Annotated in this window: 13 protein-coding genes and 1 riboswitch; of the genes, 7 read left to right on the top strand and 6 right to left on the bottom strand. The window is 64.1% G+C overall.

Annotated elements, in window-relative coordinates:
- Positions 1 to 336, bottom strand: a 336-nt coding sequence (locus HKL97_RS01335; RefSeq protein WP_291422094.1) for an ATP-binding cassette domain-containing protein, incomplete at its 3' end; no start/stop codon positions are given.
- Between the two features lies 1 nt (position 337).
- Positions 338 to 1,297, bottom strand: a complete 960-nt coding sequence (locus HKL97_RS01330) for an ABC transporter substrate-binding protein (RefSeq protein WP_291422092.1) — start codon at positions 1,295 to 1,297, stop codon at positions 338 to 340.
- Positions 1,287 to 1,382, bottom strand: a riboswitch (TPP riboswitch). Its footprint overlaps the gene before it by 11 nt.
- A gap of 111 nt (positions 1,383 to 1,493) precedes the next feature.
- Here HKL97_RS01330 and HKL97_RS01325 point away from each other — a divergent pair.
- Positions 1,494 to 2,327, top strand: a complete 834-nt coding sequence (locus HKL97_RS01325; RefSeq protein ID WP_291422090.1) for a class I SAM-dependent methyltransferase — start codon at positions 1,494 to 1,496, stop codon at positions 2,325 to 2,327.
- A gap of 80 nt (positions 2,328 to 2,407) precedes the next feature.
- On the opposite strand, the gene ubiA is transcribed toward HKL97_RS01325, so the two are convergent.
- Positions 2,408 to 3,310 (bottom strand): 4-hydroxybenzoate octaprenyltransferase, encoded by a 903-nt coding sequence (ubiA, locus tag HKL97_RS01320; protein ID WP_291422088.1) that lies wholly within the window; start codon positions 3,308 to 3,310, stop codon positions 2,408 to 2,410.
- 19 nt (positions 3,311 to 3,329) lie between these two features.
- Here ubiA and HKL97_RS01315 point away from each other — a divergent pair, with 19 nt between their 5' ends.
- Both HKL97_RS01315 and HKL97_RS01310 read left to right on the top strand, forming a co-directional pair.
- A complete protein-coding gene (locus tag HKL97_RS01315; protein WP_291422086.1) occupies positions 3,330 to 4,034 on the top strand; it encodes a 16S rRNA (uracil(1498)-N(3))-methyltransferase in 705 nt (234 codons plus the stop codon).
- Positions 4,035 to 4,048: 14 nt separating this feature from the next.
- A complete protein-coding gene (locus HKL97_RS01310) occupies positions 4,049 to 5,419 on the top strand; it encodes a glutamate--cysteine ligase (protein ID WP_291422084.1) in 1,371 nt (456 codons plus the stop codon).
- 42 nt (positions 5,420 to 5,461) lie between these two features.
- Here HKL97_RS01310 and HKL97_RS01305 read toward each other — a convergent pair whose 3' ends face one another.
- The gene (locus HKL97_RS01305) at positions 5,462 to 6,085 is read right to left on the bottom strand and encodes a phospholipid-binding protein MlaC (protein WP_291422082.1); all 624 of its coding nucleotides are present in this window, start codon (positions 6,083 to 6,085) and stop codon (positions 5,462 to 5,464) included.
- Positions 6,086 to 6,114: 29 nt separating this feature from the next.
- Complete coding sequence (locus tag HKL97_RS01300) at positions 6,115 to 6,969, bottom strand: VacJ family lipoprotein (protein ID WP_291422080.1); 855 nt, start codon at positions 6,967 to 6,969, stop codon at positions 6,115 to 6,117.
- Positions 6,970 to 7,100: 131 nt separating this feature from the next.
- Here HKL97_RS01300 and metF point away from each other — a divergent pair, with 131 nt between their 5' ends.
- From metF to HKL97_RS01285, 3 genes are read left to right on the top strand one after another with little or no spacing between them, the layout of a single operon-like run.
- The gene (metF, locus tag HKL97_RS01295) at positions 7,101 to 8,033 is read left to right on the top strand and encodes a methylenetetrahydrofolate reductase [NAD(P)H] (protein ID WP_291422078.1); all 933 of its coding nucleotides are present in this window, start codon (positions 7,101 to 7,103) and stop codon (positions 8,031 to 8,033) included.
- A complete protein-coding gene (locus tag HKL97_RS01290; RefSeq protein WP_291422076.1) occupies positions 8,030 to 10,183 on the top strand; it encodes an ATP-dependent helicase in 2,154 nt (717 codons plus the stop codon). Before metF ends, HKL97_RS01290 begins: the two co-directional genes overlap by 4 nt.
- A complete protein-coding gene (locus tag HKL97_RS01285) occupies positions 10,173 to 11,051 on the top strand; it encodes a 50S ribosomal protein L11 methyltransferase (protein WP_291422074.1) in 879 nt (292 codons plus the stop codon). Before HKL97_RS01290 ends, HKL97_RS01285 begins: the two co-directional genes overlap by 11 nt.
- A gap of 31 nt (positions 11,052 to 11,082) precedes the next feature.
- Here HKL97_RS01285 and HKL97_RS01280 read toward each other — a convergent pair whose 3' ends face one another.
- The gene (locus HKL97_RS01280) at positions 11,083 to 11,313 is read right to left on the bottom strand and encodes a DUF1127 domain-containing protein (protein ID WP_291422072.1); all 231 of its coding nucleotides are present in this window, start codon (positions 11,311 to 11,313) and stop codon (positions 11,083 to 11,085) included.
- A 149-nt stretch (positions 11,314 to 11,462) separates the two neighbouring features.
- Here HKL97_RS01280 and HKL97_RS01275 point away from each other — a divergent pair.
- A partial coding sequence (locus tag HKL97_RS01275; RefSeq protein WP_291422070.1) for an aminopeptidase P family N-terminal domain-containing protein occupies positions 11,463 to 12,012 on the top strand: 550 nt, incomplete at its 3' end.

The raw sequence follows: 12,012 nt of genomic DNA, 5'->3' as shown, positions 1-12,012 counted from the left end.
GTGCAACGCCCGCTCTGGCTCGGGCCTCGCGCCCCGCAACGTGGCACCCAGCATGACATTACGCAGTGCGCTGGCCCAGGGCAGCAAAAAATCCTGCTGCGCCATATAGGCGATCCGTCCGGCCAGCGGCGCGCCGTCGCTCGCCGCCACCTGCCCCGTGGCGGGTGCTTCCAGCCCCGCGATAATGCGCAGCAGCGTGGTCTTGCCCACGCCGCTCGGCCCCAGCAGCGCGGTGAATTTTCGCGCCGCGATCTCGAACCCCAACCCCTCGAAAACGGTGACGCCTCCGAAATTCAGCGACAGATCCCGCACCAGAATCCCGGGAGGCGTATTCACCTTAGGCCTTGATCTCCACCGCGTAGGTATCCAGCGGCAGAGATTTCTTGATGAGCCCGGCGGCGAACATGAAATCGCGGTAGCGGGTATAGCGCACGGCATCGAGTTTCGCGGGATCGGCCGCGAAAGCGCCCGGCAGCGCATGCCAGGAGGCGATGTCGAGTCTATCGTTCAAACTCGGATTATCCTTCAGGAACTGCGCCAGCACCGCATCGCCGTGCTGAGCCAGATACGCGGCCCCTTCCCTCACCGCGGCGAGGAAGCGCGGCAGTGCCGGGTTACCCAGCGCCTTCAGATTGGCAAGCATGATCAGCTCGTCCGAGGGTGGCACACCGTAGTCTTCGGGCAGAAAGATCACCGGGTTCAGCCCGGCCTGGGCCAGCTGAATATCCTCATAGGTGCGGTAGGTGCCGATCACGGCATCCACCGCGTGGCTTTGCAGCGAACTGACAAGATTGAAATTGACATTGACCAGCGTGACATCGCTCAACCCGAGGCCAACGGATTTCAGCATGGTGCCGATCAGCACCTCCTCCACCCCGGCGATGGAATAACCGATCTTCTTGCCCTTGAGGTCATGCAGGGTGGCAATACCCCGGCCGCCAAGCGCGGTCAGCGTGTTCAGGGGCTTGTCGATCAGCGTGCCGATGCGGCGCACGGGCAGGCCCTGGTCCACCAGCAGGTAAAGCTGGGTCTGGTAGCTGAGCGCCACATCCGCCTTGCCCGCGGCGAGCAGGCGCGGCGGCAGATCGGGGTCGGTGGGCGCGATCAGCGCCACATCCAGCCCCGCGCGGGCATAGGCGCCAATGTATTTGGCGGCGAACAGCGGCCCATGGTCCGGGTTGACGAACCAGTCCAGCAATACCGTGAATTTTTGCGGCGTTGCGGCGCGGGCAAACGGGCCGGCCAGAGCGGCGCTCGCGGCGGCGGCGGACAGCAGGGTACGGCGGTGTAGACTCATATGCACTCCCTTCGCTGGCATTACCCAGACAGGTTCAGCGGGTTTGATCTCAGCCAGCGGATTGCGGGCACCCCGGTGGCCGATGTTTTTAGGATTCCGCGCGCCGCGTCAAGCCGCCAGGCACATTGTCCTTTTACAGAAATCCGGCATGGACGTATGCTGGCCACGCTTCTCACACCAATTGGGGGCCGCCACCATGACACTTGAACAAACCGTAGCGCGGCAATACGCGCACGGCTCACTGGAGCGCGACATCTTCGACGCCCTGGCCGCCGCGGGCAAGAACCTCAACCACCTGGTCCCCGCCGATCTCTCCCCGGTTGATGAATTTCACATCGGCGGGCGGCAGGCCACCGTGGATTTCGCCACCGAGCTTGGGTTCAAGCCAGGCATGCTCCTGCTCGACATTGGCGCGGGGCTCGGCGGCGCGTCCCGCCATTTCGCTTATGAACACAACTGCCGGGTGACCGGCATCGACATCACCGAGGACTATGTCCGCCTCGCCAAAACCCTGGCGCGGCGCGTCGGTCTGGAGAGCGAGGTCGCCTATCTGCACGGCAGCGCGCTCGACCTGCCCTTCGAGCCCGCCAGCTTCGATGGCGCCTATATGCTGCACGCCGGCATGAACATACGGGAAAAATCACGGCTGTTCCAACAGATCCGGCGCGTCCTCAAGCCCGGCGCGCTGTTTGGCATCTACGATGTCATGCGCGAGGCCGGCGGCGCGCAGCTGAGCTTCCCATTACCATGGGCGGCAACGCCCGGTGCCAGCTTCGTGGAAACGCCCGCCACTTACCGGCGCTTGCTGGAGGACGCGGGTTTTATCCTCCGCAACGAGCGCAACCGGCGCGCATTCGCGATTGATTTCTTCCAGCAGTTGCGCGCCCGCGCGGCCCAGGCCGGGGGGCTGCCACGGCTGGGGCTCCACCTGCTGATGGGCGAGAGCGCGCCGCAAAAAATCGCCAATATGATCGACAATCTGGAGCGAAATCTGATCGCGCCGGTGGAGATGATCAGCGCCGCGGTGTGAATGCGCCCATTTATAAAGATAAAGGGCGCTTCAGACCTCAGGTTGGCCCACAAAGCGGGTCAATCTGAGGCCATTGCACTCTAAAACCGCCCCACGAGCATCGCCAGCCCAATTGCCAGCCCAACCTCGCGGTTGGATTTGAACAATTGCAGACACAGCGCGGGGTCATTAATGTCGAGCCGCAGGATCTGGCGCAGCAGCAGCGCCGCCGGCAGGGCCAGCAGCACAACGCCATAGATATTGAGCCCCGCCAGCGCCATCGCCAGGGCCAGCAGCAAAATCATGCCGCCGTAACACACCCGCAGCAGCCCGCGCGTGTTATGCGCGAACAGCCGGGCGGTGGATTTCACGCCGATCAGCGCATCGTCCTCACGGTCCTGATGCGCGTAAATAGTATCATACCCCAAAATCCACAGAATCGCGGCGGCATAGAGACAGAGCGAGGACCACGACCAAAAACCCCCGCTCGCGGCGGCATAGCCCATGGGGGCTGCCCAGCCGAAGGTGAAGCCCAGCACCACCTGGGGCCACCACGTCACCCGCTTGGCCAGCGGATACAAAATAACCGGCGCGAGGCTGACGACGCCCAGAATCCGCGCCGGGAAATCCAGCCGGCTGAGGATGAGCAGCCCCACGGCGCCGAGCAGCACAAGGAACACCAGCGCGTCGAGGGGTTTGAGCGCGCCCGAAGCCAGCGGGCGGGCGCGCGTGCGTTCCACCTGCGCGTCCATCCTGCGGTCCCATAAATCATTCACCACGCAGCCCGCCCCGCGCATCACCACGGCGCCAAGCGCGAACAGCAACAACAGCCACAGCGCCACACCCACGCCGCGCGCGCCCCGAATGATCGACCACAGGCCGGGCAGAAACAGCAGCCACGCGCCGATCGGGCGGTCAAACCGGGCGAGGATCGCATAGGGCAGCATCCAGGACGGCAGATGCCGGACCCAGCCGCCGGTGTGTATATCGGTAAATCCATTCATAGATGCTAATGTGCCCGTCATGAGCACCACGTCAATTCGCCTGTATGTTGAGGCCCCGCTGCATGAAGCGGCGCAAATCCCGCTGCCGGAGGCCCAGTCCCACTACCTCGCCAATGTCATGCGGCTGGCCCCGGGTGACACCTTGCGCCTCTTCAACGGCACCGCCGGTGAGTGGCGCGCCTCTGTCACAAAAGTTTCGCGTAAGGCGGTGGTGCTGGAAGTATCGGCACAAACCCGCGCGCCAGAGCCCGAACCTGACTGCTGGCTCTGCTTCGCGCTGCTGAAACGCCAGAAAACAGACCTCGTGGTGGAAAAGGCGACCGAACTCGGCGCCAGCGTCATCCAGCCGATTCTCACCGCGCGCACCCAGGCGGACCATGTGAACCTGGACCGGCTGCGCGCCATCGCCGCCGAAGCCGCCGAACAATGCGAACGGCTGATCGTGCCCGAGGTCCGCGCACCCCTGCATGTGGAAAAACTCATGGCCAACTGGCCCGCCCGGCGTCTGTTCGTCGCCGATGAGCGCCGCAGCGCCGCCATACTCGCCCCCAGCTCCGGCCCCAGCGCGCTGATGATCGGCCCAGAGGGTGGCTTTACCGATACGGAGCTTGAAGGTATCGCACGGACACCCCTTGTTACACGCGTATCATTGGGGCGCCGCATCCTGCGGGCCGAAACCGCCGCGATTGCAGGGCTCGCACTTCTGCTCGCGGCGGATGCATAAAAGGGAGCTTACGTTTGTCGAACCCCGGAGACGCCGATGACCGGCCGATTACCGATATCCGCGATTTGGCGGCTTATTTTTCCGCAGGCGCCAAGCCGCCGGCGCAATGGACCATTGGCACCGAGCATGAGGCCTTCGGCTTCGGCCTGAGCAACCTCGCGCCGCCAAGCTATGAGCAGAGGGGCGGCATAAAGGAGCTGCTCGCGGCCTTCCAGGCTGGCGGGGGGCTGAGCCCGATTCTCGACCATGGCAACACCATCGGCCTGAAGGGAGAAGGCGGCGCCTCGCTCTCGCTGGAGCCGGGCGGCCAGTTCGAGCTTTCCGGCGCCATGCTGGCGGATCTGCACGCCACCAAGGCGGAGCTTGACGCCCACATCACCCGGCTGCGCGCCATCGCCCCCGGGCTTGGCCTCGGCTTCGCGCCGCTGGGCTTCCACCCCACCGCCACCCGCGCGGACATGCCCTTCATGCCCAAGGGCCGCTACAAAATCATGCGCGCCTACATGCCCAAGGTCGGCACCCGCGGGCTGGACATGATGCTGCGCACCTGCACGGTGCAGGTGAACCTGGACTTCTGCTCCGAGGCCAACATGGTGAGCAAAATGCGCGTCGCCAGCGCGTTGCAGCCTTTGGCCACGGCGCTGTTCGCCAATTCACCGTTCTATGAGGGCAAGCCCAACGGGCTGCTCTCCAACCGCGCCCAGGTGTGGACCGATACCGACAACGCCCGCTCCGGCATCCCCGCCGTGGTGTTCGCGCCCGGATTCGGCTTTGAGGCCTATGCCAACTGGCTGCTCGATGTGCCGATGTACTTCGTCTACCGAGACGGCGAATTCATCGACGCCGCCGGTGCCTCCTTCCGTGACTTCATGGCAGGCAAGCTGCCCGCCCTGCCCGGCGTGCATGCCACATTGGGCGACTTCGCCGATCACAGCACCACCGCCTTCCCCGATGTCCGCCTGAAGAAATACATCGAAACCCGCGGCGCCGACTCTGGCCGCCCAGATATGATGCTGGCGCAATCGGCGCTCTGGACCGGGCTTTTCTACGATCCCGCCGCCCTGGCCGCCGCCGCGGCGCTGGTGAAGCCCCTCTCCTACACAGATATCCTGGCCCTGCGCGCGGCCGTGCCGGCAAGCGGCATCAACACCAGGTACGGCAAGGGCACCCTGCGCGACCTCGCGCGCGAGGTCGTGGCAATCGCCCGTGACGGGCTGAAGAACCGCGCCCGCAAAAACGCCGCCGGAGAGGATGAAGAGCCTTATCTGGCGCCGCTGGCTGAAATCGCCGCTGGCGCGCCAACCCAGGCTGAACACTGGCTAGAGCGCTACCACGGCGCTTGGAACGGCGACATCACCCGGATTTTCGCCGAAGCCGCGTTCTAACCAAACAAAGCCGGGGATAAGCCCCCGGCTTTGTTCAACCCCTTACTGCGCGGAGGCGATCTTGGTGATCTGCCCCTTCATGGCTTTCAGCAGCGCGCTCACCTGCCCGCCGTTGTCGGTCACCACCGAGGCATAATCATTACGGGTGGTGATCCGCAGGCTGGTCCCGGCCACGATCACATCAACGATCTTGGGCTGGCCGTTCACCTCGTCCACCGCCCAGCCCACATCGGCCGGCGCCTTGCCGGGGCTGGTGATGGTGGTGTGCACCACCATGTCGTTGCCCATCGGCGTCGCCCCGTCCACCACAAAGCTGAGCCCCTGATAGGCTTTGATCTGGTAGGTGATGTTGTAGGACAGCAACTGATGAAACAGGTTAAGGAACTGCGTGTGCTGATCGGGCGTGGCGACATTGAGATACCGCCCCAGCACGTAATCCCCCACCTGATCGACCGCGACGATTTTGTTGACCAGCTCGCGCAGTTCATCGGCCTTTTGCGTGCCGCTGGCGTTGCTGTTCACAACCGAAACCAGCTGCTGGCCAGATTGAGTGATGAAAGCCTTGGCGGCATCGGCCGGCACCAACGCGGCCTGGGCGAAGCTGGGCATGGCGGCCAGCACGGGAGCGCAGGCGATAGCACCCAGAAGCAAACGGCGAAGATACATAATTAAGTCCTTATGATTAGTGTCGGCGGCTACCGATGCGCCCAGGGATTGGGCACTGGCGTGTCGCGCTCATCAATTAGCTGCAACTCTGAGTCACGACTTTGGCGATAAAGGCTCCTAAATGTGGCATAGGGGTCGAGCGCGGTGGCCTTCACCTGGTCAATCGGGCCAATGAACGCAGCCCGCGTGTTGATGAGGTGCAGCCCGGTCTGTGCATAGCCGAAATCGGTGAGCGCGCCGCTCGCGGGAGCGAGTTCCATCGGTGTCGCAAAATATTCAACCGGCAGGTTCCAGATATCGCGCGCGCCGGAGGGGCCAAACACCGGCAGATACAGATACGGTCCGGCGGGCACGCCCCAGATGGCCAGCGTCATGCCAAAATCGGTATCCGTCTCAGGATAGCCCAGCGCCGCCGCGGGATCGAAAATGCCGCCAATGCCAATGGTCGAGTTGAGCAGGAAGCGCACAAACGCCGTGCCTGCGTCTGTTGGCTTGCCTTCCAGCATGAAATTCGCCCAGCGTGCGGGCTCGCCGATATTGGTGATGAAATCGCCCACGTGGTTGCGGATCGGCTGCGTGGTGATGTCCACATACCCCTGCGCCAACGGCTTGAAGGCGTAGGTGTCGATCTTGTCATTCACAGTGTAGAAAACCCGGTTGGTTGGCTCCAGCGGATCGTTCTGCTGCTGGTAGGCCTGGTAATCCACCGTATCCGTCCGCGGCGGCGGGGTGGCGCAACCCGCCAGCAGAACCGGGAGCAGCAGCCCGGGCGCCGCCAGGCTGAATACCCGGCTCAACCTTCGTTTCACGGTCATCATCATACTGTTCAATCCCAACTTAACCCAGCCACCCAGGCTGGGCGGCTCCATATATGTGTTGCTCAATAACGCGCCTTCAACCCAGATACCACAGCCAGAGACACATGCCCCTCCATCTTCGGGGACCCGGCGCAATCCATGCCCGCGAACCGTATGAAGCCCTTGCGAAAATCCGGCGGTGCTGTCACGGAACCAGCATGATCCATTCCCCGCACCCTGCCACTCTGCAACGCTGGGCCGCCGGCGCGCGCATCGCTCCCCTGCCCGCCCGCGAGGGCGCGGCCCCGCCGGCCATTTCCTTCGAATTCTTCCCGCCCAAAACCCCGGCGTTGGAGGCGCAGCTCTGGGCCTGCATCGAACGCCTGGCCACCTTGCGGCCGCAATTCGTCTCTGTCACCTACGGCGCCGGCGGCTCCACGCAGGAGCGCACCCATGCCACGGTGCTGCGCATCGTCAAGGAAACCAGCCTCACCCCGGCCGCGCACCTCACCTGCGTTGGCGCCACGCGCGAGGAGGTGGACGAAGTCGCCCGCCGCTACTGGGCCGCGGGGGTTAAACACATCGTCGCCCTGCGCGGCGACGCGCCCAACGGCGAAGCCTACACCCCGCACCCCGGCGGCTACGCCTTCGCGTCCGATCTCGTCGCCGGACTGCGGCGCATCGCTGATTTCGAGATCACCGTGGCCGCCTACCCCGAGGTTCATCCCCAAGCGCTCAGCCCGCAGGCCGACCTTGATAACCTCAAGCGCAAGCTTGACGCCGGAGCCACCCGCGCCATCACCCAGGTGTTCTTCAACAACGACATCTACCTGAACTTCCTCGACAAGGCGCTTGCCGCCGGAATCACGGCGCCAATCGTCCCCGGCATCATGCCCGTCTCCAACTTCAAGCAGGCCGCCAGCTTCTGCGCGGCCTGCGGCACCTCCGTGCCGAAATGGATGGCCGCGCTGTTCGAGGGCCTTGATGACGATATCGAGACCCGCCGCATGGTCGCCGCCGCCACCACGGCCGAGCAGGTTCGCATCCTGCAGGCCAACGGCATTGACGAATTCCACTTCTACACTCTCAACCGCCCGGATCTGGTCTATGCCATCGCGCGGATTTTGGGTGTAAAACCCTTAACAGCATGACAAGTTATCTGGATGGCCTGAACCCGGCTCAGCGTGATGCCGTGGAAACCACCGAAGGCCCGGTGCTGGTGCTGGCGGGTGCTGGCACCGGCAAAACGCGCGTGCTCACCACCAGATTCGCGCATATCCTGCTCAGCCGCCGCGCCTACCCCAACCAGATCCTCACCGTCACCTTCACCAACAAGGCCGCGCGCGAAATGCGCGAGCGCGTCGGCAAAATCCTCGGCCAGCCGGCTGAGGGGCTCTGGCTCGGCACCTTTCACGCCCTGGGCGCGCGCATGCTGCGCCGCTTCGCCGAGCGTGTAGGCTTGCAGAGCAATTTCTCCATCCTGGACTCCGACGACCAGATGCGCCTGCTCAAGCAACTGATGGAAGCCGCGCGGATTGATGTAAAACGCTGGCCCGCGAACGCGCTGATGACGCAGATCCAGAAATGGAAAGACAAGGGATTCATGCCGGGTGAAATTCCCATGGCGGATTCAACGGATTTCGCGAACGGCAAGGCCGAGGCCCTGTACCGCGATTATCAGGACCGGCTGAAGGCGCTGAACGCCGCCGATTTTGGCGATCTGCTTCTGCTCACTGTCAGCCTGCTGAAAAAAGACCCTGAAGTTCTCGCCACCTATCAAAACATGTTCAAATACATTCTGGTGGACGAATACCAGGACACCAACCTGGTGCAATATTACTGGCTGCGCCTGCTCGCGCAATCGCACAAGAACATCTGCTGCGTGGGCGATGACGACCAGAGCATCTACTCCTGGCGTGGCGCCGAGATCGAGAACATCCTGAAATTCGAACGCGATTTTCCAGGCGCGAAAATCGTGCGGCTGGAAGCCAACTACCGTTCCACCGCGCCGATTCTCGCCGCCGCCTCGCATCTCATCGCGCATAACGCCGGGCGGCTGGGCAAAACCCTGCACGCCGGGCGGGCTGACGCCACGGGCGAGAATGTGGAAGTGGTGGCGCTGTGGGATTCCGAGGAGGAGGCCCGCATGATCAGCGGGCGCGTGGATGCGTATCGCCGCGCCGGACAATCCCTGGCTGAAATGGCGATTCTGGTACGCGCCGGTTTCCAGACCCGCGCTTTCGAAGAACGCATGATCCTGCTGGGGATTCCCTATCGCATCATCGGCGGCCTGCGATTTTACGAACGCGCGGAAATCCGTGACGCGGTGGCTTATCTGCGCGTGCTGGCGCAACCGGCGGATGACCTCGCCTTCGAGCGCATCGTGAATTTACCCAAGCGCGGCATCGGCGATACCTCCCTGCGCGCCATGCACGGCAAATCCCGCACCGCGCAGGTCTCGCTCTACGCCGCCACGGCGTTGCTGGTGCAGGAAGGCGGCTTCAAGGGCAAGCTGCGCGAAACCGTGCGCGCGCTGCTGCAAAATTTTGACCATTGGCGCGCCATGCTGGAGCGTGAGGGCCATGTCGTGACGCTGGAGACCATGCTCGAGGAATCCGGCTACATCGCCATGTGGAAGGCCGACAAATCGCCCGATGCGCCAGGGCGGCTGGAGAATCTGAAAGAGCTCATCCGCGCCCTGGCTGATTTCGAATCCTTGCAGGCATTCCTTGAGCATGTCTCGCTGGTGATGGAAAACGAGGAAAACAGCGACGACGCGAAACTCTCCATGATGACCCTGCACGGCGCCAAGGGGTTGGAGTTTGACACCGTGTTCCTCCCCGGCTGGGAGGAGGGTGTGTTCCCCAACCAGCGCGCACTGGACGAGGGCGGCAACAAAAGCCTGGAGGAAGAACGCCGCCTGGCCTATGTCGGCATCACCCGCGCGCGCCACCGCGCCATCATCACCCATGCCGGGCGCCGGCGCACCTATGCCGGCTGGCAGGATTCCATCCCCAGCCGGTTCATCGAGGAACTGCCCGAGGCATCCATCACCCACACCGGCTCGGCGGCGGCTAGCCAGCAGCCGCGCTGGGGCGCGCCGGTCAGCTTTCCAGTGCAGGCCCGCGCTCCAGCAAAACCACCGGCCAGCACGAAAATCCCAGCCGGCGCGCGGGTCTTCCACCAAAAATTCGGCTATGGAACCGTGCTGGCCGCCGAGGGCGACCGGCTGGACATCGACTTCGAGACATCAGGAGAAAAACGCGTGCTGAGCAATTTCGTGGAGCGGCATGATGCCTGAGCAACTGGACTGCATCGCGCTGACCGTCCCGGCCGACGCGCTGGATTTTTTCGAGGCCGCGCTGGGCTCCGTCTGCCGCGCGGTGTCCTTCTTTCATAACGAGGATCTGAACATCTGGGACATCCAGGGCGTAAAGGAGCGCGGCGCCCATGAGGCGGAGCTGGAATCCGCCCTCGCCGTGGCAGAGATGCTCACCGGCGTCACGCCCGAGATCACCCGCGCCCTGGTTCCCGTCGGCGGCTGGCTGGCGCGCACCAAGGCGGCGTTCCCCGAGCAGACCATCGGGCGGCGCTTCGTCGTGCGCGGCACGCATATCAACGCCCCAAAAATCCCAGGGCGCATCACCCTCACGCTGGATGCCGGCCTCGCCTTTGGCACTGGCGAGCATAACTCCACCCGCGGCTGCCTCATCGCGCTGGAGCGCCTGGCGCAATACCACCACCCGCGCCGCATCCTGGACCTCGGCACCGGCTCGGGGATTCTCGCCATCGCCGCCGCCAAGCTGCTGCGCCAGCGCGTATTGGCGAGCGACATCGACTCGCGCGCCGCCCGCGTCGCCAACGCCAACGCCACGCTCAACGGCGTCGCCGGGCTGGTGCATGCCATCCGTGCCGACGGCTGGGTGGACAAGCGCATCAAGCGCAATGCACCCTATGATCTGGTATTCGCCAATATCCTCGCCCGCCCGCTCTGCGCCATGGCGCATCAGCTGGGGGAAAGTCTGGCGCCCGGCGGCGCCGCCATTCTGGCCGGGTTGCTTACCACCCAGGCCAATTGGGTCCTCAGCGCGCACCGCCGCGCCGGGCTGGTGCTGGAACACCGTCTGATCGACGGCGCCTGGTCGATTTTAACCCTGCGTAAGCCCTGAAATAAAAAAGGGGGCTTAACGCCCCCTCTTTTTAGAAGCCTCTTACGGCTGCGTGTATGTCAGCGCGGCTCACGCCGATGTCTGCCAGTTCACGGTCGGAGAGCCGTTCCAGCTCAGCTTCCGCTTCCCGGCGCTTGCGCCAGGCTTTGAAACCATCCAGCAGGCCCTTGTGCTGCTTAGCTTCCGCATACGGACGCTGATGAGCAAACAAAAGCTCGCCGAATTTGCCGAAAGAAGAATGGTTGTCGATAGTGGTCGTCATAATGGTCACCTGTTTTTTCCCGCATAACGGCCGGTTCAACGTGATCCAGCGGCGTTTATGCTGCACTGCACATAACATGGTTAGACTGTTTTCAGACAGGGTTTGGCACCAGCGCAGCCATGCACATCACGCATAACAAAGGGAACCGCATGACATCAGAACATAATGCCCGGCTTACATCCCTGCGCGCCGCCCTCAAATCGCGCGGGCTGGACGGCTTCATCATCCCCCGGGCTGACGAACATCTGGGCGAATATGTCCCGGCTTCGGCCGAGCGGCTGGCGTTCATCACCGGCTTCACCGGCTCCGCCGGGCTGGCGATCGTCCTGCCCACCATCGCGGCGGTTTTTTCTGATGGCCGCTACACCCTGCAACTCGAACAACAGACCGACCCCGCCCTGTGGGAGCGCCTGCACATCACCGAAACCAAACCGGAGGACTGGCTGGCGCGCCACGCCGCCGGGCTGCGCATCGGCTACGACCCCTGGCTGCTGAGCGCTGACTCTCTGGCGCGCTTCGCCGCGAGCGCCATGGTGGCCGCCCAGCCCAACCCGGTGGACGAGATCTGGGCCAGCCGCCCCGCCCCGCCGCTCACCCCAGCGGTGGCGCACCCGCAAGCCTTCGCCGGGGAGAGCGCCGCCGCCAAGCGCACCCGCCTGGGCGCCGCCTTGCGCGAGGCCGGGCAGGACGCCGCCATCC

Source organism: Acidocella sp. (genome assembly GCF_013044125.1).
Classification (GTDB): domain Bacteria; phylum Pseudomonadota; class Alphaproteobacteria; order Acetobacterales; family Acetobacteraceae; genus Acidocella.
The sequence above is the reverse complement of the archived record's forward strand: the minus strand, read 5'-3'. Positions and strand labels throughout refer to the sequence as shown.